The sequence below is a fragment of the Pseudoalteromonas sp. GB56 genome (assembly GCF_054923835.1).
The window spans coordinates 496,850-517,759 of record NZ_JBPCHK010000003.1; the positions used below are offsets into that span (position 1 = coordinate 496,850).

Annotated in this window: 18 protein-coding genes and 1 pseudogene; 12 read left to right on the forward strand and 7 right to left on the reverse strand. The window is 44.0% G+C overall.

Translation table 11 applies throughout. The features are described 5' to 3' along the window. Positions 1-2: 2 nt before the first annotated feature. Complete coding sequence (locus ACH19P_RS17660; RefSeq protein WP_462159932.1) at positions 3-1,211, reverse strand: aspartate aminotransferase family protein; 1,209 nt, start codon at positions 1,209-1,211, stop codon at positions 3-5. Between the two features lie 162 nt (positions 1,212-1,373). Between ACH19P_RS17660 and ACH19P_RS17665 the strand changes: the two genes are divergently transcribed. Continuing rightward, on the forward strand, positions 1,374-1,802 hold the full coding sequence (locus ACH19P_RS17665) for an Lrp/AsnC family transcriptional regulator (protein ID WP_462159933.1): 429 nt from the start codon (positions 1,374-1,376) through the stop codon (positions 1,800-1,802). Between the two features lie 44 nt (positions 1,803-1,846). Here the strand turns inward: ACH19P_RS17665 and ACH19P_RS17670 are convergent, their stop codons facing one another. The 3 genes from ACH19P_RS17670 to ACH19P_RS17680 form a co-directional block, all read right to left on the reverse strand. Then, positions 1,847-2,722 carry a mechanosensitive ion channel family protein gene (locus ACH19P_RS17670; protein WP_462159934.1) on the reverse strand — a complete coding sequence of 292 codons (876 nt, stop codon included), beginning with the start codon at positions 2,720-2,722 and terminating at the stop codon, positions 1,847-1,849. 67 nt (positions 2,723-2,789) lie between these two features. Continuing rightward, a complete protein-coding gene (locus ACH19P_RS17675) occupies positions 2,790-3,704 on the reverse strand; it encodes a hypothetical protein (RefSeq protein WP_462160194.1) in 915 nt (304 codons plus the stop codon). A gap of 139 nt (positions 3,705-3,843) precedes the next feature. Beyond that, positions 3,844-6,006, reverse strand: coding sequence for a M3 family metallopeptidase (locus ACH19P_RS17680; protein ID WP_462159935.1), 2,163 nt, complete (start codon positions 6,004-6,006; stop codon positions 3,844-3,846). Between the two features lie 411 nt (positions 6,007-6,417). Here ACH19P_RS17680 and ACH19P_RS17685 point away from each other — a divergent pair, with 411 nt between their 5' ends. From ACH19P_RS17685 to ACH19P_RS17715, 7 genes and pseudogenes are all read left to right on the forward strand, one after another. Further along, positions 6,418-7,629: an EAL and HDOD domain-containing protein gene (locus tag ACH19P_RS17685; protein WP_462159936.1), complete on the forward strand. Its 1,212-nt coding sequence runs from the start codon at positions 6,418-6,420 to the stop codon at positions 7,627-7,629. A gap of 120 nt (positions 7,630-7,749) precedes the next feature. Further along, positions 7,750-8,913, forward strand: coding sequence for a DUF418 domain-containing protein (locus ACH19P_RS17690; RefSeq protein ID WP_462159937.1), 1,164 nt, complete (start codon positions 7,750-7,752; stop codon positions 8,911-8,913). Positions 8,914-8,962: 49 nt separating this feature from the next. Continuing rightward, a complete protein-coding gene (locus ACH19P_RS17695) occupies positions 8,963-10,054 on the forward strand; it encodes an ABC transporter substrate-binding protein (protein WP_462159938.1) in 1,092 nt (363 codons plus the stop codon). A gap of 103 nt (positions 10,055-10,157) precedes the next feature. Continuing rightward, positions 10,158-10,898, forward strand: a pseudogene (gene rluF / locus ACH19P_RS17700) (23S rRNA pseudouridine(2604) synthase RluF); the annotation flags it as partial. A gap of 350 nt (positions 10,899-11,248) precedes the next feature. Then, positions 11,249-11,833 carry a GDSL-type esterase/lipase family protein gene (locus ACH19P_RS17705; RefSeq protein ID WP_462159939.1) on the forward strand — a complete coding sequence of 195 codons (585 nt, stop codon included), beginning with the start codon at positions 11,249-11,251 and terminating at the stop codon, positions 11,831-11,833. A 173-nt stretch (positions 11,834-12,006) separates the two neighbouring features. Further along, a complete protein-coding gene (gene ppk2 / locus ACH19P_RS17710; RefSeq protein ID WP_462159940.1) occupies positions 12,007-12,885 on the forward strand; it encodes a polyphosphate kinase 2 in 879 nt (292 codons plus the stop codon). Positions 12,886-12,900: 15 nt separating this feature from the next. Further along, positions 12,901-13,215, forward strand: coding sequence for a hypothetical protein (locus ACH19P_RS17715; RefSeq protein WP_462159941.1), 315 nt, complete (start codon positions 12,901-12,903; stop codon positions 13,213-13,215). A 41-nt stretch (positions 13,216-13,256) separates the two neighbouring features. Here the strand turns inward: ACH19P_RS17715 and ACH19P_RS17720 are convergent, their stop codons facing one another. Together ACH19P_RS17720 and ACH19P_RS17725 are read right to left on the reverse strand one after the other, a co-directional pair. Beyond that, complete coding sequence (locus ACH19P_RS17720) at positions 13,257-16,319, reverse strand: efflux RND transporter permease subunit (RefSeq protein ID WP_462159942.1); 3,063 nt, start codon at positions 16,317-16,319, stop codon at positions 13,257-13,259. Beyond that, positions 16,320-17,408 carry an efflux RND transporter periplasmic adaptor subunit gene (locus ACH19P_RS17725; RefSeq protein ID WP_462159943.1) on the reverse strand — a complete coding sequence of 363 codons (1,089 nt, stop codon included), beginning with the start codon at positions 17,406-17,408 and terminating at the stop codon, positions 16,320-16,322. It lies immediately after the preceding gene. Positions 17,409-17,526: 118 nt separating this feature from the next. On the opposite strand from ACH19P_RS17725, the gene ACH19P_RS17730 reads away from it, so the two are divergent. The 3 genes from ACH19P_RS17730 to ACH19P_RS17740 all read left to right on the forward strand — a co-directional run bounded on the left by ACH19P_RS17730 (position 17,527) and on the right by ACH19P_RS17740 (position 19,235). Beyond that, positions 17,527-18,411, forward strand: coding sequence for a LysR family transcriptional regulator (locus tag ACH19P_RS17730; RefSeq protein WP_462159944.1), 885 nt, complete (start codon positions 17,527-17,529; stop codon positions 18,409-18,411). Continuing rightward, positions 18,404-18,706 carry an MGMT family protein gene (locus ACH19P_RS17735; RefSeq protein WP_462159946.1) on the forward strand — a complete coding sequence of 101 codons (303 nt, stop codon included), beginning with the start codon at positions 18,404-18,406 and terminating at the stop codon, positions 18,704-18,706. The genes ACH19P_RS17730 and ACH19P_RS17735 overlap by 8 nt, the downstream gene beginning before the upstream one ends. 271 nt (positions 18,707-18,977) lie before the next feature. Then, positions 18,978-19,235, forward strand: coding sequence for a hypothetical protein (locus ACH19P_RS17740; protein ID WP_462159947.1), 258 nt, complete (start codon positions 18,978-18,980; stop codon positions 19,233-19,235). A gap of 201 nt (positions 19,236-19,436) precedes the next feature. Here the strand turns inward: ACH19P_RS17740 and trhA are convergent, their stop codons facing one another. After that, positions 19,437-20,063, reverse strand: coding sequence for a PAQR family membrane homeostasis protein TrhA (gene trhA, locus ACH19P_RS17745; protein WP_462159949.1), 627 nt, complete (start codon positions 20,061-20,063; stop codon positions 19,437-19,439). Positions 20,064-20,335: 272 nt separating this feature from the next. Between trhA and ACH19P_RS17750 the strand changes: the two genes are divergently transcribed. After that, the gene (locus tag ACH19P_RS17750; RefSeq protein ID WP_462159950.1) at positions 20,336-20,602 is read left to right on the forward strand and encodes a hypothetical protein; all 267 of its coding nucleotides are present in this window, start codon (positions 20,336-20,338) and stop codon (positions 20,600-20,602) included. The last annotated feature ends 308 nt before the right edge of the window (positions 20,603-20,910 follow it).

The window sequence follows — 20,910 nt, forward strand, 5'->3', positions numbered from 1 at the left end:
TGTTATTTAGCAGCTACAACCTGAGCAACCGCTTTTTCAAAGCGTGCTAGACCTTCTGTGATATCCGCTTCTGGGATTACAAGTGAAGGGGTGAAACGCACCACGTCCATGCCAGCAACCAAACTCATTAGACCGTTGTCGATAGACGCGTTAAGGAAATCGCGAGCTTGACCTTTGTACTGCTCGTTTAATACTGCACCAAGAAGTAGACCCTTACCACGCACTTCACTGAACACATTGTATTTTTCATTGATAGCTGCAAGACCGTCACGGAAAAGTTGCTCACGAACTTTAACGCCTTCTAGCACCGCTGGTGTGTTTACAGTATCAAACGCAGCTTCTGCTACTGCACACGCCAGAGGGTTACCGCCATATGTTGAACCGTGTGTACCTGGCTTGAGGTGTTCCGCGATTTCTGATGTAGTCAGCATTGCGCCGATAGGAAAACCACCCCCTAACGCTTTCGCTGTGCTTAGAATATCTGGTGTTACACCAAGGCCTTGGTATGCGTATAAATGGCCCAAACGACCAACACCTGTTTGGACTTCGTCAAAAATTAATAGGGCGTTATGCTTGTCACACAGTTCACGAACCGCGTTAACAAACTCGGCTTCAGGTGCGATGATGCCACCTTCACCTTGAAGTGGTTCCATCATGACCGCACACGTATTGTCATCAATGAGCGACTTGAACGTTTCAATGTCGTTGTAATCACAATGTACGATATCACCAGGTTTAGGACCAAAACCATCAGAATAAGCTGCTTGACCACCTACAGTAACAGTGAAGAAGGTACGGCCGTGGAAACCTTTATTAAAGGCAATGATTTTTGATTTCTGCGCGCCAAACTTATCAAGAGCCCAACGACGAGCAAGTTTAAGCGCAGCTTCGTTTGCCTCAGCGCCCGAGTTGGCGTAATACACTTTGTCAGCAAACGTTGCGTCAGTAAGTTTTTTTGCTAAACGAAGAGCAGGCTCGTTCGTCATGACATTAGATAAGTGCCAAAGCTTCTCGCCTTGCTCTTTCAGTGCAGTAACCAAAGCTGGGTGACAATGGCCCAGACAATTTACAGCGATGCCACCGGCAAAATCGATAAACTCTGTACCATTTTGGTCCCATACACGTGAACCTTCACCTTTAACAGGGATCACTTCTGATGGGTTGTAGTTAGGGACCATTACTTCATTAAATAATTCGCGGTTTACTTGCATGACACACCTTCAATATGAGAGTTAGGAGACCTTTTCACGGCGGCTCCTAATTATAGTAGATTGTTATGACCACTATAGTGACGGCTTTGTATATAAAATTGCAGTGTCATATTGATAAATTTGCGTATAATGAATGTCAAATTGACGAAATTGGTTGTCATAATGATAAGTTTACAAGATGAAAAGCTCTTGGCGATGCTCAGAACTAATGCCAGAGCGAGTGTTTCAGATTTAGCCCGGGCGCTTGATTTGTCTCGCTCAACAGTGCAAAGCCGTATGCAAAAGCTTGAAGAAACTGGCGTGATTAAAGGATACAGCGTTGAATATGGCGATACGTATTTATCGTCTATGGTATCTGCTCATGTTTCAATTAAAGTTAAACAGAAACTGACTACAAAAACGAATATTGAGCTTAAACACATTGATGCGATCACGGAGTTATATGCGATAAGCGGTGAGTATGACCTTATTGCCGTTGTGCAGGCTCAAAATCTGGAAAAACTGAGCCATTTATTGGATGACATTGGTAATTTGGATGGGGTAGAGAGAACCACGTCATCAGTCATCCTAGAAACCAAATTTAAGCGATAAAAGAGCGGGGTTTCGCTCTTTTATCTTTTAAAACCACAGCCACGCTATTGGTCACGTTTAAGCAATAATTCACCGTTCAAATGGATATCGCGTTGCGGGAAGGCAATCACCACATCATGTTGTGCGAACGTCTTGCAAATAGTAAAGCGGAGATCACTTTTCACCTTGCGCACGTTGGACTCAGCTTCGGCGTTGACCCAAAACACGGCTTCAAATATCAGTGCGCTGTCACCAAAGTCTGCAAAAATGACCGTAGGTGCAGGGTCTTGTAATATTGCTGAGTTATTTTGCAGCACTTCTGACAACAACTTCTCTACGAGCTCAACATCACTGCCATACGCGACACCTACGCGCACAAAGGTGCGAGCCATGGTGTCCATCAGAGTCCAGTTGATCACAGTATTTTCTAATAGCTGACTATTCGGGACGAGTAAGTGCACACCATCATTCCGGCGAATTCGCGTAGAACGTGTGTTGATTGTTTCCACAACCCCTTTGGCGTCTGCGACCTCTAAAAAATCACCAATACGAATAGGGCGCTCCCAAATCAGAATCCAACCACTTATAAAATTATTAATTATGTTTTGTGCGCCAAAGCCAACACCAATCGCTACGGCACCAGACACAAATGCAAAGGCCGTGAGCGGAATGTTGAGTACTTCCAATGTGGTAAAAGAAATGATGATAATGCATAGCACGAGATAAATGCGCTTAAACAACAATGCAGCGTCGGGACCGATCCGTTTGCTAATTATGCGTCTTTGAATAAGCCTACCGATATAGCGGACCAGCAACCATACAAATAAAATAATCAGCGGGATTTGAATTAATTTAGCAACAGTGAAATCCGATCCGCCATAACTAAAAACAATGGTTTCAAGTGCGTTACTTAAGCGCTCTAAAAATGGACTATCAATCAAGGTAGAAATCCTTAAACAAGGTGTAACTATTAAAATTCTTATGCATCAAGTATATAGCAAATCAGGACTAATGGTTGTTGGGTATATGCTCGTCTACTGTTTCGAGGTCTACCGCTTTAGGTGTTTGCTCATCAAGTTTAAATACGTATACGTTACGGCCAATGCCTTTAAACTCTTCGTCCGCAACTACTATGGTATTGTCATCATAAAAGCTCACAGCTTCTTTTTGTGTGACTATCCCTAAATTGATTTTTTGTACGTTACCAGAGAAAAAGTCATCCCCTTGCCAAGAATCAAACAGCCACAAATGTGTACTGTCTAACAACACTAGCTTAGTTCGATCTGGGCTCATCGCGCTTGAAGTTATCCAACATAGTTTCTCAGCGGTCGTACAGGTCTTAAACGAGCTAATAAACTGCGCTTCGTAATTGTCAGCGTGATTTCCTATTCGATAGAGATTGGTTTTGCCATCAAATGGCTGGGTTCTGTTCTTTGTAAATAAATACAAGTGATGTTGGTATTCAACAAAAGCCTCTAGATCAAAATTTCTGCGCTCAGGTGTAACAGGAGCTTCCCATAGGTCCTTGTATGTGAATTTGATAATTTCAGCTTCAGTCGTGGATCCTTTAATATCAATTGGATTTTCAATCTTATAGATAGTTAACCAACGTCGTTCATTCAGATTATTACCAAAATCGCCTATGAAGAAATGACCAAACTCATTCTGGGTCATGTCTTCCCAATCGATGTTTTTTGCGTTAGTAATTTCAATACGCTTGTCAATGTGACCTTGGTTGTTAACTTGGTACAAAAACGGCCCATCACCACCGTCATTAATGGCCCATAATTTACCACGCTTATCGAATTCGATGCCTGAAATTTCTCTAAGCTTCGGGTCCAGCGACGTGTATTTGTGTTTATAAAGGTGATATGTCAAATATCCACAAATACTCAGTACACTCACGGTGACCAAAATTAAAATGGTACGAAAAATCTTTTTATCATACAGATACCAGTACTGCAGTAGCGGTTAAGTATAACAATCGGTACTGACTTTAGCTGCAACAGAAATAAAAAACGCGACAGATGTCGCGTTTTATAATGACTATGCAACTAATTGATTACTTGTCATCACCATCAACGAGACCACGACGTTTTAACAGTGCATCAGTGGTAGGTTGTTGGCCACGGAATTCAACATAGCTTTGCATCAAGTCTCGGCTGTTACCGCGCGACAACACTTCTTTACGGTAATGATCACCGTTTTTACGTGTTAAGCCACCTTCATTTTGCATGTGTGCAAATGCATCTGCAGCAAAAACTTCGGTCCACAGATAGGCGTAGTAACCAGCGCTGTAACCACCGGCAAAGATGTGGCTGAAGTAGCAACTCTTGTAACGTGGCGGTACTGGGTAGTAGTCAATGCCATGGCGCTCAAGTGCTGCTTTTTCGAATTGGGCAACATCTTCAATTTGAGTGCCAGGAGCAATTGAGTGCCATTCCATATCTAGTAGTGCAGCTGCAAGGTACTCAGTGGTATCAAAACCTTGATTGAAGGTGTGCGACTTAAGTAGCTTTTCAAGCAATTCTTTCGGGATCGGTTCGCCCGTTTGATAATGCTTCGCGTAGTTTGCTAACACGCTTGGTTCAATGTTCCAGTCTTCATTTGCTTGAGAAGGGAACTCAACGAAATCGCGCGCTGTCGCGGTACCTGCAAGAGATGGATACTTCACATCAGAGAATAGGCCGTGGATTGCATGACCAAACTCATGGAACATAGTTGTTACTTCAGAGAATGTCATCAGCGTAGGTTGACCTGCTGCTGGTTTTGGAATGTTCTGAGCGTTGTAGATGACAGGTTTAGTGCCTTCTAGGTGGTTTTGACCCACATAAGCACTCATCCATGCACCACCACGCTTGCCTTCACGCGCATAAGGATCAAGGTAGAACAGACCAACTGAACTGCCATCTTCGTTAAATACTTCCCATACGAACACGTCTTCGTGATAAGTCGGGATGTCATTACGTTCTTTCATTGTGATGCCGTATAGCTTGTTCATGGCGAAGAACAAACCATCATTGATCACGGTATTCATTTCGAAATAGGGTTTTACCAGACTCGCATCGATATCGAACATTTCAGCGCGTACTTTGCTGCCATAATAAGCCCAATCCCACGGTTGTAATTCGAAGTTTTTGCCATCTTTTTCGATAGCGGCTTGAATCATTTGTGCTTCTTTTTGCGCTTTAGCAACTGCTTTCGGCGCTAAGTCGTCGAGCATGGTGAATACCGCCGTTGGCGTTTTCGCCATACGGTCATCTAACTGATAATGTGCCCATGATTCGAAGCCTAGTAATTTCGCTTTTTCAGCGCGTAATTGTGCTTCTTTGATTGCGATTGGGCCATTGGTCTGTTGTGCTCGCATCGAAGATGTGCGCCACACTTTTTCACGAAGTTCACGATTTTCTAAGCTTGAAAGGATCGGTTGACGCGTAGTGTTCACAAGAGTGATCAAATAACCTTCTTTACCAGCCTTCTCAGCTGCGGCTTTCAGGCTGGCTATCTCATCTGCACTCAAGCCAGCTAGCTGTGCTTCATCAGTCACTAAAATAGTGTCTTCTTTGAAAGACTTAAGGACATTTTGTGAGAACTGTGTGCTTAGTTTTGATAGTTCGCCGTTGATTTCACGCATACGTTGCTTTTGATCTGCATCTAGCTTCGCACCGGCACGAACAAACTGCTTATAGTAGTACTCAACTAAACGTTGATCTTCTTTACTAAGCTTGTCCTTTTCCTTGTAGATAGCTGCAACACGATCAAATAGGTCTTTGTTTAAATAAATATTGTCGCGATGCTCAGCCATAATCGGCGCCATTTTGGCTTCAATACGCTGATACTCTTCATTTGAAATTAGACCAGATAGGTTACTGAAAGCCGCGCGAACGCGTTTTAGGATTTCGCCTGACTCTTCCATCGCTACTAGCGTGTTATCGAAAGTAGGGCGGCCAGGGTTTTTCGCCAAGGCGTCGATTTCAATTTTTTGTTCTTTTATGCCCGCTTCAAAGGCTGGCTCGTACATGTCCATGGTGATTTTGTCGAACTCAGGCGCCATGTATTGCAAAGGACTAGGGCGCAAGAATAGATTTTCCTGTGCGACTTCTTTAGCTGGTGAGCTCTGTGCGGCAGCTGGCTTTTGTTCTTGTGAATTAGTAGCTGGTTGTTCGCTACACGCTGATAGAAGCGTTGTTGCAGCGATTGCTGCAGCAATAACGGATAAACGCATTGTTTACTCCATGTTGTTAATGTTATGTCGAGGTTTTATTGGCAATCTACCGATGCGTTGCATTGGCAAGCCTTCATTATGTGTCGAAGAAAAAGGATAGCCCACAATTTGGCTAACGGTTCGAACACATCAAAATAAACACATTACTTTGCTTGGCAAAGAACAACAAGTCGCTTGGACTTATTTAGCGGCGATTTGTCGTAATTTTCTCGTCGAAAGTGTCGCACACGGTCTATTATTAACTATGCTTTTTTGAGAGGGTTTGCTAACCCTATGCTTTTGTTCGATTGTTTGGTGTCATCATCCCAGTATAATGGGCGATACCTAGGCAAAAAACAAAAACAGGCTCACAGCTACAGTTTGAGTTGGCATTGAGGCTAAAGATAAACGTATTTAAAAAGGAGACTCGAATTGGATGTGTTTGTAGCTCGCCAAGCCGTGTTTAATAAGCACAATCAAGTCGTTGCCTACGAATTATTGTTCCGTGACAGTGCCGAGAACACCTTTCCGAATGTCGAAGATAAGGTTGCTACGGCAAAACTTATCTGCGACAACCAACTAAACCAAGGGTTGTCGTATATCACTGGTGGGCGCAAAGCATTGGTTAACTTTGGAGAGCAGTCTTTAAAAGAGCGCCTTGCTGATTTCTTACCGAGTGACAAAGTCGTCATTGAAATTCTCGAGAATGTGACCCCTGACGAAGAGCACTATCAGCTTGTCAGCGAACTATTCCACAAAGGTTTCCGTCTCGCTCTGGACGATTTTAAATACGAACCGCGTTGGGACAAATTCCTCAAGTTGGTGCGTTTAATTAAATTTGATTTACGTCACTCAAGTTTTGAAGAAATCGACCAGACCATGGAGTTATTACGTAAATACCCAAAAATTAAATACTTAGCGGAAAAAGTGGAAACACAAGACGAGTACGAGCAAGCAAAAAGTCGTGGCTTCGAGTTTTTCCAGGGATATTACTTTGCGAAACCTCAGATGGTGGCGCAAAAAGACTGCTCCAGCCGCTCACCTTTGGTCATGGCTATTTATGCAGAGGCGTTGAGGCCTAACTTAAACCTAAATAAATTGGCGGAGATTTTTAGCCAAGATACAGGACTTGCTTATAAATTATTGCGATTTATAAATTCTGGTTTGTTCCCTCTGCAAGAGCGTATTGATTCCATCAAGCAAGCTCTTGTTTATCTAGGTGAAGAGCGGGTTAGGCGGTTCGTTGCCTTGATTGTGACTGCTCACATTTCCCATGAGAAACCATTAGAATTGACGCGACTTTCTTCAATTCGTGCGCGTTTTTGCGAACTGATCGCCAAACGTCATTTTCCCGCATTTACCAACAGTGCATTTTTGGTTGGCCTATTCTCTTTGATTGATGCCATGCTCGACAGACCCATGGAAAAAATTGTTGATTCGCTGCCGTTTCCTGAAGAAATTGCGCTTGCACTGACAGGAGAGAACAATACGCTTTATTACGTTCTTGAATTGGTTAAGGCGTATGAAAGCGGCAGTTGGTGGGCAATGCAAAAAGCCTGTCAGCCACTGAATATAGGTGACAAGGAGTTACCAAGCATGCATTCCTCCGCCATCACTTGGTCGCAAATGTTCGATCAACTATGACGTTTTGATGTAAATCATACCCTTATGTATTAACACTTACTGAGTTTCGATTCGCCTTGTCTTATAAAATGTTTACATGCATGGTATCGCTTTGTTTCGAATTTAAGCGAGAAAAACACAGTGAGTGATAACAAGCTGTTCAAGTCTGAACAGGATATCGACGCTATCATTCCATTGAATGGACGGCGTGTTGATCTCGATATATTGCGCGGGATAGCGATATTAGGCATCTTTTTTTTAAACGCGCCATTTTTTGTTAATTTTGAGTACGGCTATGTGTCCCCGTCGTCTGACAACTGGCTTGATGTCGCTCTTCGTGCCATTCAAGCCCTGTTTTTGGATGGTCGTTTTCGTGGGTTATTTATTGTTTTGTTTGCGATTGGCCTCGTGGCGCAATGGTCAAAATATTCGGCCGTTGAATCACCTCCCTCCTATCTTTTTCGTCGCCTCAAGGTACTAGTCGTATTTGGCATCGGGCATAGCTTTTTTATTTGGGCGGGTGATATTTTGCTGGGATATGCTATTGCCGGTTTGATAGCGCTGAGCATGCTTGATAATACGCCAGAAGACCTTAAACGCAATGGATTGTTGTTTTGTTCTCTTGGGGCAGCGCTACTGTTTGGTGTTGGTGTGCTATCAGATATACCGATAATGACGTATGAATCACAGCAGTATCAGCAATATTTGAACGAATTTACCGGCGACTTTTTTGCCACCCGCGTGGATAACGCAATCAACGCTGGGTTGATGCTATTGGCTTTGATAATAGGTGTGTTATGGCTAGAGCTTGGCATCATGTTGTTGACTATTTACGCTTGGCGCAGTGGCTGGCTGACGAGACCTTGGGCGAAAAGTCACACGTATGCATTGATTATGCTGTTACTCCTTTGTGCGCTCGTATGTGTTTGGCATTTAAAGGAGCAAACAGATTTTTCACAAATTGTCGCTATGGTGGCAACTTCTCTCAGTGGTTTTGCAACCGCACTTGTTGCAGTGCACCTCTTAGCGTTTCACTCATTTCCACAAAACAGGGCATTTCAGGCAATCGCCAATGTAGGGAAGATGTCGCTCAGTTGTTATTTAGGGCAATCAGTGGTGATGGTCATGCTTGTTCATTTCTATGGCGATGTTTTCGCTCGGACATTTGTCTTACTTGACTATATGAGCTTATCTTTATTAGTAATGATGTTCATGGTGTTGGTATGCAATCTATACCTGCACTTTTTTAGACAAGGACCTGCTGAGTGGCTCTGGCGTTTTTTGTCCCTAAAATCTAGAATGTAGTAAAAGCTAATGATGTGCGTGAGCAATGCGTGGATCCTCGGAGTATTAAATGAACTGGTTTAAGTTATGGTTGTTAGCATTCGGGTTGTTGTTTGTGCCTTTGTTAAATGCCAAAACCAGCGTCTTGCTCATCAATCCTTCTCATTCGGATGATCCGTTTTGGCGAAAGGTACAAACCTTCAGCGCCTACGCTGCAAAAGACTTGGATATGAAATTCGATGTCATTTACGGTGATGCGCATCGAGAATTTCAGCAACAAAATTTACAAGAGTATCTGGCCAATCATCCTGCTCCTGATTACGCCATTTTGATCAATTACCCCGGCGGTGATGGTCAGTCAATGAAGTTGCTAGAAGCACATAAAGTGTATTACATCACGTTAGAGCAAACTCTTTCCGCTAAAGAGCGAGAGGCCATTGGGGGCCCTGGCGAAAAATTAAAATATTGGCTGTCGCAACTTAGCCATGACAATGAACAAGCCGGCTATGATTTGACCCAAGAGCTACTAAATCAGGCAAAAGCAAAAAATCTTGTGCAACCGTCCATTGTGGCAATAGGCGGTCATTACGGCGCAGAAACCGATCATCGAGTGCGTGGAATGGAACGCTTTTTAAACGCTCAACACGTGCCATTGAATCAATTGGTTCACGCACAGTGGCGTGCTGACTTAGCCGCAAAGCAAACCAGCCAACTTTTACGCCGCTATCCCAGCACTAATATTGTATGGAGTGCGTCAGATGAAATGGCTATGGCTGCATCCGATGCTGCTATTCTAGCGGGGAGGCATGTAAACAATGACATTTTTATCGGTGGCTTTGATTGGTTGCCTTCTGCGTTAGAACGGATTGAAAAACAACAGTTAAGCGCGTCGATAGGCGGCCATTTTCTCATGGGAGCGTGGGCAGTGATTAAAGCCTATGACCATGCCAAATTAGGTGAGCAAGCGAAGATTTCCGCTAACATTAGTTTTAAATTGGCAATTGCTAACGCTGCCAATGTTGAACAAATTAAACCGCTTGTTGAGCCCAGTAATTGGCAGGATGTTGACTTCAAACAATACACACGAACGCACAATCCCAATTTAACGAGCTATCCATTTGACGTCACCAGTATTTTGGAACAACATTTTGTCTCTCAGTAATCAGATTTTTTATGTCAATTGTGCATCGCACTGACACTAAATTCGGATTTTTTGCACCGACTCTATTACAATAGGCACAATTAAACGTTTATTTGTAGAAAAAATGAGCCTGCCAACACGCCTTAATAAATACATCAGTGAAACCGGTTTTTGTTCTCGCCGAGAGGCCGATACATTAATCAGCACAGGTCGAGTGAAAGTAAACGGTGGTGCACCGCAGATGGGTGATAAAGTCAGCGACGCAGATGTTATCTTGATTGACGGAAAACCCCTTAAAGCTAAACCTAAGCGTGTGTATATTGCTTACAACAAACCAGTGGGTGTGACGTGCACCACCGAAAGTAAAATCAAAAGTAACATTGTCAGTGCCATTAATTATCCGGAACGTATTTTTCCTATTGGTCGATTAGACAGGCCTTCTCAAGGGCTTATTTTCCTCACTAATGAGGGCGATATCGTCAATAAAATCCTGCGCTCAGGGAACAATCACGAAAAAGAATATGAAGTTCAGGTTGATAAGCCGTTGAATCAGCGTTTCGTTGAACGTATGGCAGGGGGGATTCCTATTCTTGGCACGGTGACCAAAAAATGTAAGGTGGAGCAAGTTGGCAGTGATTGATTTCGCATCATTCTGACTCAAGGGTTAAATCGTCAAATTCGCCGTATGTGTGAGTACTTGGGCTATGAAGTGACCAAGCTGAAGCGCACGCGCATCATGAACGTGACGCTTGAAGGCCTAAAGGATGGCCAATGGCGCCATTTGAGTGACAGTGAGATGGCGACTATCAATGATTTGATTGCAGATTCTGGCAAAACTGAAGAGCATTCTCAAGACACCAATAAAGCCACGAAAAAGCCGCATCAGCATAATGATCGAGACGCTGAGTTTCGCTCAGCGAAGCGTACGCACAGTGACAATTTTTCATCGCGCGGTGATAAGCATGAACAGCGCCCTGGTCAGAATTTGAGAACAAACGAGCGAGCATCGCACAAACCTGATGGTAAACGCGCCGGCGCACCAGCCAACAAAACAGGTGGCAAGCCAGCAAAGAAACCATATGGTAAGTCAAATGAAAAGTCGTATACCAAGCCGTCTGGCAAACCCAGCAACAAGCAAGGTGGCCAGGCTCGTGACAAAGCTAAACCAGCAAAGACCAACCAAAAGCGCATTGGTGGTACATTGAGTTTAAAAAAATGAAACGCCTGCTCGCGTTAGTCTATGTTGTATTGTTAGTTGCATGTTCAGATTCGAGCGAAGTTTCGCTGCGCCGCGATGCAACTATTATCGCGTTTGGTGACAGTTTAACGGTGTCATTAGGTGCTAAAAATATCACTTATCCTCAGCATTTAGCGCAATTAACAGGCCTAGAAGTAATCGCCAGTGGTGTGTCAGGAGAGCAAACTCAGGGAGGACTCGCTCGCTTAGAAGCGGTACTTGATGCCAATCCTGCCGATGCACTCGTGCTACTAGAAGGTGGCAATGACTTTTTGCGCAACCAACCGATGAGTGCCGTTAAAGCTAATTTGGGTAGCATGATAGCGCTTGCGCAGCAGCGTGGATTGCATGTCATCCTGGTAGCAGTGCCGCAAAAATCGTTGTTTCTTAGCGACGCGCCAATATATCAAGAACTGGCTGAGCAATACCAAGTTGCCCTTGTGGCCGACACCCTCAGTGAATTACTCACCGACAATGAGTTTAAGTCAGACCAAATCCACCTCAACGACCAAGGCTATATGCGGTTGGCAGAGGCCATCGCGCAGAAAATTGAGATTCGATAGCCGTTATAACCACGTCATTTGAACGCTGAAATATTTATTGTATCTATTTTGGGTTCAATATTAGATGTAGATCAATTCGCTTTTCGCTCATTCCCATATAGTTAACTTGAAAGTACCCAATAAGAGAACAAAACCTAACCGTTTTCAACTGAGTTATCTATCAAGGAGTCTCTATGCAGACAATCAATGTCGCGCATTCCCCCTCAAAGGCTATTAACAATGCCAAGAAACGTGTTGTTTTCGATTTAAACGCCAAAAACCCTGGACTAAAGTGGAACGCAGACGGCAACTATCCCTACAAGCGCAAAATGGACGTGGTTGAATATGAGCGCCATAAACATGAGTTACAAATTGAACTGTTAAAAATGCAGGGCTGGGCAAAGGAAACCGACCAGCAAATCGTGATCATATTTGAAGGACGTGATGCGGCGGGTAAGGGCGGCACCATCAAACGTTTTATGGAACACCTTAACCCGCGTGGTGCACATGTTATTGCCCTTGAAAAGCCCACAGCTCGTGAACGTGATCAATGGTACTTTCAGCGTTACATCAACCATTTACCAGCTAAAGGTGAAATCATTCTGTTCGACCGCTCTTGGTATAACCGAGCGGGTGTGGAAAAAGTGATGGGCTTTTGCGATGACCAAGAGTATTTGGAGTTTATGCGCCAAACACCTCAGTTAGAACGCATGCTGGTTAACAGTGGCATCAAATTGTTTAAATATTGGTTCTCGGTCAGCCGCGAAGAGCAATTTAGGCGTTTTAAGTCGCGTCAAAGTGACCCATTAAAACAATGGAAATTGAGCCCAGTGGATATGGCGTCATTGTCGAAATGGCACGACTACAGTGCAGCTAAAGATGCGATGGTTTTTCATACCCACACTAAAGATGCGCCATGGACGCAAATCCGTTCTGACGACAAAAAGCGCGGGCGAATTAACTGTATGCGCCACTTCTTGAGCAGCTTAGATTACCCGGGCAAAGACCTTGAGGTAGTTAACCAAGTTGATCCACTCATTGTGGGCGAGCCAAGCAAAATGACGCAACGTTAAGAGAGAGAAACGACTATGGCAAAAAAGGTTTCAGTTTACGAAGAAAGAATGACCAAACTTGAAGAACTAATTGCGAAAAGCAAAAAAGAAGTCCAGCGCACGGCGGCGATAGCGAAAGAAGCATCTGAAAAAGCACAAGCCGCGGTGGATAAAGCATTGGAAGCGGAACAGATAGCTGACAAGGCAAAAAAGCAACTCAAGCGGGCTACAAAGGCGCTAAAAGAAGCGAAAGTAATTAAGATTGCGCAGAAAAACGCATCGAAGAAGTCGGCGATAAAGCGCGCAAAGCGATTAGCGAAAAATAAAAAAGCTAAAACGGCGAGTGCTTAAGTGGATAAAGCGGGCTCACTGAGGTGAGCCCTTATTGGCGTTTATCGTTTGTGGCTTTCAATGCCAAAGAACTTGCAGTAAAGCACTGGAATAACTATCAAGGTCAGTACGGTAGCAAAGCCCAGCCCAAACATGATGGTGACTGCCATTGATTTGAAGAACACATCAAACAGTAACGGTATCATCCCAAGAATTGTGGTGATTGCCGCCATGGCGACGGGTCGAACACGCGAGACACCTGAATCAAACACAGCTTGATAAGGATCTTTACCTGAATCGAGCTCTAAATTGATTTGATCCACCAATACAATGCCGTTTTTTATAAGCATGCCAGAGAGACTTAATAACCCCAGCAACGACATAAAGCCGAATGATGCATTCATGCTTAACAGGCCAGCACTGACACCGACGATTGCTAGCGGCACAGTGGCCCAAATAACCAATGGTTGACGCACTGAGTTAAACAGCAAAACAGTAATGGCAAACATCGCCAAATAACCAAGTGGCAGTGAGCCGAAAATGGCGCTACGTGCCTTGCTGGAGGACTCAAATTCGCCGCCCCATTGCAGTTCGTAACCATGCGGTAGTTCAATCGCTTCAATATTGGCACGAATGCGCGCGAATAACTTGGCTGGCGTTTCGTCCCCGAGTAAATCGTGGTCGGCCATTACGGTTAGTGTGCGTTTGCGGTCGCGACGCATAATGAGTGGGTCTTCCCAGCGTACAACAAAGTCATCCACCACTTGCGTAACCGGCACAAACACCCCTAGCACAGGGCTGTATATTTGTAAGTCGCGTAAGCTTTCTACGTTTAGGCGTTCTTCAGCCGGGCTGCGAGCAATGATTGGTAACAGTTGCGTACCGTCCCGATACAGCCCTACTTTCTTTCCACTGACGCTAGTAAGCAACAATTGGTCAAGATCGCTTTTACTCACGCCGAGTCGACGTGCTTTTTGCTCGTTGAGAATAGGGCGAATTAATTTCGAGCGTTGGCGCCAATCGTCGCGAATATGGTACGCGCCGCCATCCGCTTCAAGAACGGCTTTGGCTTGCTCACCTAGTTGGCGAAGTACCACAGGGTCTGGGCCGGTGAAACGCGCTTCAATTTTAGCATCCGTTGATGGGCCAATTTCCATGCGTTTAATCTTCAGCTTGGCATCAGTGATGTGGTCGCGCTCGTACTGTCGTACTTCATCAATCATGGTGAGCACCGCATCACGGTCGCGTACTCGCACAATTAATTGTGCAAACGCTGAGTATTGTTTTTCTGGTGCATAGGTGAGCATGAAGCGCGGTGCACCTTGGCCGATGGTGCTCGTCACTTCCTCGACTAATGCTTGCTCCAGTAAAAAGGCTTCTAGCTCTTCGACGCCAGCACTGGTAGTGCGAATATCAGCACCTTGGTAATGCCAATAGTCGATGTAGAACATCGGTGTATTCGACGCAGGGAAGAATGACTGTTTAACTGACCCAAAGCCAATCACTGCGGCCACCAACAACATCATCATCAGCACAATGGTGGTTTTCCCATAATGCATCGCGCGACTTAAGATGAATTTATAGGCGTTAAACAAGGCACCTTGGTAAGGGTCATCGTCTTCATTGCCAGCAGTAGACTTTAATTGCTCTTTAAACAATAAGTCTGCAAAAAATGGCGTGAGGGTAATGGCCGTTACCCAGCTTAATAGCAAGGAAATGAATAACACCCAGAATAAGCTGCCAGCAAATTCACCACTGGCATCCGAACTAAGACCGATAGGCGCAAACGCAGTAATAGCAATCACCGTGGCACCTAGTAGGGGCCATTTTGTTTGCCCAACGATATTAACAGCCGCTTGCAGTTTTGTTTGTCCGCGCTTTAAGTTGATCAAAATGCCTTCGGTAATAACGATGGCGTTATCAACCAACATCCCAAGAGCAATGATCAAGGCACCCAATGAGATACGCTGTAGGTTAATGCCGAACAGCGCCATAAAAATGAAGGTACCCAGCACGGTCAGCAGCAAAATGCCGCCAATGAGCAAGCCACTTTTGACGCCCATGAATAGCAAAAGCACGACGATAACAATCGCCACTGCTTCAAACAAACTCAATATGAAACTGGAAACAGAGTTTTCAACTTCTTTGGGTTGGTTGTAAATGGCATCTATTTCCATGCCATGTGGACGCTGATATTCTAACTCGTGCAGGTGTGCATCAATACGCGCGCCAACATCCACTACGTTGACGTTACTGGCAAACGATAACCCCAGTAACAATGCTTGCTTTTCGTTGTAGCGCACAATGTGGTTCGGCACTTCCGCATACTCGCGATACACTTTCGCAACGTCACCAAGATAGATGAGTTCGCTCGCGCCAGGGCTTGAGATCAACAGATGCTCGAGCTCACTGACATTATCGAACTCACCGGTTGGATGCAGACGAATAGACTCGCCATCAACCATGACTCGCCCTGCATTGGAAACTGTATTTTGTGCCTGCAACAGCGAAAATATATGGTTCGGGCTGATCCCTAACTGTGCGAGTTTATGTGTAGAGATTTCGACAATAACTTGGCTTTGCTGTTCACCAGAAACACTGACTTTACCTACACCATCAACCAGTACAAGTTCACGTTTGAGGTAATCAACATAGTCTTTTAGCTCGTCATAAGAGTAGCCGTCGCCTGTGACAGCGAGGGTTACACCATACACATCACCGAAGTCATCCATGATTTTGCTTGGATATACACCCGGTGGCAGTGATGCTGATAAATCATTGATTTTACGGCGTAACTCATCCCAAATTTGCTTTAAGTCTTCTTTGCGATACGTACTTTTCATTTCAACCGTAATTTGGCTTTTACCGTTGGATGAAATAGACGTGACGTAATCGACATAAGGCAATTCTTGGATGGCATTTTCAATAGGAAAGGTCACTTCTTCTTCAACCTGACGCGGAGAAGCGCCAGGATAAAGTGTGATCACCATCGCCTTTTTCAAAGTGAATTCTGGGTCTTCGAGCTGTCCGAGTGAAAAATAGGAAACCGTACCGCCTATGAGCAACAGAAGCGCAAACATCCAGCTGATGACCTTGCGCTCCATAGCGAGTGAAACTAAGTTCATTTACAAGCCTCGCTCTTTTTGCCACGGTCTTACTTTCATGCCCTCTTTGAGGTAATGCACCCCAGCAGCTACAATTTGCTCGCCTGACTCTACTCCTGCACGAACTTCAATGCCATCTTTGTGCAATTGGCCCACTTCAACCGCGCGTTTACTAACGATGCCTGACTGTGTGTCATACACCCACACAAAGCTATTGTTTTGCGTATCCAGCTCTGGATCTGAGAACACAGCCTCTGCGGGAAGTTTATGCCACGGCTTAACGTTTTTAGTAATCTTACTTATGTCTATGTATACGTGCCCAGTCATGCCCGCGAGTAGATTGAAGTCTTTAGGCACTGGCAATGAAAATACCACTTTATAGGTCAGGGTCGCGGGATCCGCTTGGGTGTCATACTCTTTGATTGTGAGTTTGTACGACTTGTCAGGAAAACCATCGAAAACCACCGTTGGCTGATAAAGGGTTTCTTTATCTACACGGGCGACCAGTTTTTCTGGGACTTGGATTTCCACATCCATTAAATCGCGCGTTTCTAACCGTAAAATATTTTGTTTTGCTTGAATATTTTCGAAGTTTTTTACAAACACTTTTGCGACCGTACCAGCAAAGGGGGCACGTAATTCCGAATTCTCTAAGTTTGTCTTAGCAATGTTGAAAGCGGATTCAGCGACACGCGCATTAGCAACGGCTTGGTCTAGTTCTGCTTGACTGGCAATTTTCTTGTCGAACAAAGCTTGAATACGTTGCAGTTGGGACTGTGCTAGATCGTAACGTGCTTTGCGTTCATCATATTGAAGTTGAAAATCTTCAGGGTCTAGTTTTGCAAGCAGTTGCCCTTTTTTAACCTCAGCACCCGCTAATACAGGGAACTCAAGTAGTTCACCGTTAACACGAAATCCTAGGTATGAACCTTGGTGTGCTACGACTTCCGCGGGGAAACTGCGCATGATGCTTTCATCACTTTGGCCGACAGTTAATAATTTAACTGGACGAATTGGAGGTGCTTCTACTGGTTGTTCTTGCTGTTCTGAGCACCCCAAGAAGGTCAAACATAAGGTTAGGAAGGAAAGAGTCGAAATTGCACGCCGCATTGGTGGTAACTCCCTGCAATATTTGGCATAAGACGATAGTCAGTGTAGTAGCAAAGGGTACTTTAGGATAAACTCAAATAAAAATTATAAATAACTTTAAACAAGATAAGGTTTGTTTATGAAGTTGGCTTGGTTACAGGTTCTCGATGTGCTCTCGCGCAGCCGATCATTAAGCGAAGCTGCGCAACAGTTACACAAAACACAACCAGCATTGACGATGACCGTAAAAAAAATCGAGGATGAAGTAGGGTTTGCTGTTGTTGATAGAGCGGGGTATCGATTTAGCCTTACGCCACAAGGCCAAGCCTATTGCCGACGGGCACAGCATATTTTGCAAGAGCTTGACGGGCTGAACGAATTCAGTAGTGAACTTGCAAATGGCAATGAACCTTTGTTCCGTTTGAGTTACGAACAAGTGTGTGTGAGTGAAGAGGTCAGTCGCGTTCTCAAAGATTGCTATCACGAATACGAGCACACCGAGTTTTTAGTCGACAGCGGCAAACGATTCAGCTCTTTGGAACAAATCAACAAAGGACAGTCAGATCTTGGCATAGGCCCTTGGTTTGATATTTTTCATGCCAGTGGTGACTTAGAAAGTATTCCATTGGGTACCATTAAGGTGGGGTTGGTTGCCTCTCCCATACTCGTGCCGACAGCACAACTTAGTTACAAAGAAATAATGAAATACCCGTGTATTTCCATGTACGAGACGGGGCTACGATTTGAGCATGAATCGCTGTCATTCCTTAACAAAGTGGCGATGATGAAGGTTGACGATATTTTCGTATTGCGATCATTGCTGCTTAATGGCACTGGGTGGGCGCTTATGTGTTTGGATTTGTGCCAACAGGAAATCGATGCTGGACAGTTACATGTGTTAGAGCTGACTGACAGAGAATATCTTTTTCAAGCACAAATAAGAGCGTTTCGTCGTCATTCACGCCATCATGGACCGGTCGCTAGAAGTGTCTGGCAAAGATTACAGGCCATTGCTCATGAATAAACAAGATATGATTTATCAAGTGGTCTGTGCCATACCCCACGGCAAGGTGTGTAGCTATGGCGAAGTAGCGAAACGTGCAGGGCTTCCTGGTTACGCGAGATATGTTGGCCACACGATGAAAAATCTGCCTAGTGGCAATCGAATACCTTGGCATAGAGTTGTTAACTCACAAGGAAAAATATCATTTCCTTTTGGCACTGATGGTTTTATCAGGCAACAAGAAGCACTGCGCAATGAAGGTATTGAAGTTAATAACGGTAAAGTCAGTATGGCAAAATACCTGTGGCGGCTTTGAGCCGCTCCAGTAATTCACTCAACCTTGCTCATTTCCTACCCGCCTTTGCAAGAACGACATGTTGATATCTTAGAAAGTGGTCAAATTAACCAATGTTGATGTTAAAAGCGCTAATAGTTAGTCACTAACATTTAGGCTACACACGTTACAAATGTGAGAATGAATAAATAAATACATATATATCAATAAGATAAAAATTATTTTCATAATGGCACAACCTTTGTAATAGCTATTGCGACTAACTTAATAACACATTAACAGGAACACCATTATGAACACATTAACTAAAGCAGCTATCATCGCCACAACGTTGACCGTGAGTATGAGCGCAAGTGCAAATTCACTCACTGACGAAATTGAACGTGCTGTAAAAGAAGCGGCTACCCAAGCCCTTTCTACTTTAGTGAGTTCTCAAAAAGCGACCATTACGCAGCAAACTAAAGCGTTGTTTGAAAGTTCGGTAAAAGCACAAAGCACTGAGAAAAAACAACAGCAAGACAGCACAACGGGTGAAGACAATGACGCCTAATCTAGCACTACTCGGATTGATGTTATTGCCTGTAGCAGGTCTGTTTGGCACGTACCTTGGCTTTAGCGTTTTTCGTCATCTCGGTGTGTTAATTAAGTAGTAATCACCGAGATAGAAAGGGCGTGTGTGCTTCAACGGACTGAACAGCAACGAGAACACACACGAAGACCTTGATAATGAATCAATGGGCTGAATAAGCCATTAGATGACATAGAGATAAATCGCTAAAAAGTGACACAGACAGGCAACTAACACAAAAAAATGCCACACAGCATGACTAAATTGTTTGTGCTTGGCACTGTAAAACACAGTCCCCACACTGAACAGCACCCCACCTAAAACGAGCAACCACAGTGCCGCGCCTGGCAAGGCAAGATAGAGTGGATAAACAAATGCCAATGCAATCCACCCCATCACTAAGTAGGTAGCCAATGAGACCCTTGGCCTTGGTACTTTAGCGCAAAGTTTAAAGATCACTCCAAATGCAGCTAAGCCCCATATACACAACATTCCTGCGACCGCCCAGTAGCCGCCCAATGCAACCAGTAAAAATGGTGTGTAGGTACCTGCGATTAAAAGATAAATGGCACTGTGATCAAGCTTTTTTAGTAACGCACGCGCCTGTTCTTTTGCAGTGGCGTGGTAGCAAGTGGAACTGGTAAACATCAATAACAAACTAATGCCATAAATCAATGCAGCAATCGTTGATGTGTTGTTTTGACTTTGAATCACCATCGCTATCAAAGCAAAGACTGACAGCAACGCGCCAATACCATGACTAAGCCAATTAATTTTCTCTTCGATTGGTGAATAAGCACCCTTGTTCATATCGAAATACATTCCCAAGTACAGTGGTCAGGCCACACTATAACGATTCAGCGTACACTTGTACACTGAAATTTGAGTTGGTCAAAAATGCGAAATTGAGTGTTAAATAGACTACTTGTTAGTGTTACTGATTTAATCGCGGACATCAATTCTTCTAAGTGAAAATATTTTATATTAATAAAAACAACAGTTTAAAAAATATTTTCGTGATGGCACAACCTTTGTAAAAGATATTGCGACTAACTTAATGAACCATTAATAGGAAGACCATCATGAACACTTTTACTAAAGCAACAATCGTAGCAGCAACATTGACAATGAGTATGAGCGCAAGCGCAAATTCTTTAACCGATGAAATTGAACGTGCTGTGAAAGAAGCTGCAAACGAGGCACTGGCGACCCTAGTGAATACGCAAAAAGCATCGCTTGAAAAAGCAACCAAAGAGTTGTTTGAACGCTCTGCAGATCAACAGCGCCAGGCGAACACTTCACAAAGTAATGATGTAAAAGAAACTAAGGGCGATGATAATGCCGCTTAATATCGCTTTACTTGGCCTATTGTTACTGCCAGTAGCAAGTTTGTTAGGCACTTACTTAGGCTTTAGCCTATGTCGTTATCTCGGTTGGTGGATTAAGTAGTACCCCATAACCGAGCTAAAAGCCGCCAATTCAATTGCAACGATTGAATTCTATGAGTGGTTACCTCCTTTTGTTATTGATTCTATTAATAAAATCATCTCTTTCGCCTTTGAATATCTGCCCACTTTATTCCATACTAATTTTCAAAGTACTCAGCCTTTGTACAACCAATAAACCGTGTTTTTGAATTGAGTACTGGTGCTTGAGA

Coding starts and splice junctions, on each gene's coding strand:
- ACH19P_RS17720 (WP_462159942.1), bottom strand. CDS start 16,319: ATGAACTTAGTTTCACTCGCTATGGAGCGCAAGGTCATCAGCTGGATG.
- ACH19P_RS17665 (WP_462159933.1), top strand. CDS start 1,374: ATGATAAGTTTACAAGATGAAAAGCTCTTGGCGATGCTCAGAACTAAT.
- ACH19P_RS17735 (WP_462159946.1), top strand. CDS start 18,404: ATGAATAAACAAGATATGATTTATCAAGTGGTCTGTGCCATACCCCAC.
- ACH19P_RS17725 (WP_462159943.1), bottom strand. CDS start 17,408: ATGCGGCGTGCAATTTCGACTCTTTCCTTCCTAACCTTATGTTTGACC.
- ACH19P_RS17695 (WP_462159938.1), top strand. CDS start 8,963: ATGAACTGGTTTAAGTTATGGTTGTTAGCATTCGGGTTGTTGTTTGTG.
- ppk2 (WP_462159940.1), top strand. CDS start 12,007: ATGCAGACAATCAATGTCGCGCATTCCCCCTCAAAGGCTATTAACAAT.
- trhA (WP_462159949.1), bottom strand. CDS start 20,063: ATGAACAAGGGTGCTTATTCACCAATCGAAGAGAAAATTAATTGGCTT.
- ACH19P_RS17705 (WP_462159939.1), top strand. CDS start 11,249: ATGAAACGCCTGCTCGCGTTAGTCTATGTTGTATTGTTAGTTGCATGT.
- ACH19P_RS17715 (WP_462159941.1), top strand. CDS start 12,901: ATGGCAAAAAAGGTTTCAGTTTACGAAGAAAGAATGACCAAACTTGAA.
- ACH19P_RS17660 (WP_462159932.1), bottom strand. CDS start 1,211: ATGCAAGTAAACCGCGAATTATTTAATGAAGTAATGGTCCCTAACTAC.
- ACH19P_RS17740 (WP_462159947.1), top strand. CDS start 18,978: ATGAACACATTAACTAAAGCAGCTATCATCGCCACAACGTTGACCGTG.
- ACH19P_RS17730 (WP_462159944.1), top strand. CDS start 17,527: ATGAAGTTGGCTTGGTTACAGGTTCTCGATGTGCTCTCGCGCAGCCGA.
- ACH19P_RS17680 (WP_462159935.1), bottom strand. CDS start 6,006: ATGCGTTTATCCGTTATTGCTGCAGCAATCGCTGCAACAACGCTTCTA.
- ACH19P_RS17750 (WP_462159950.1), top strand. CDS start 20,336: ATGAACACTTTTACTAAAGCAACAATCGTAGCAGCAACATTGACAATG.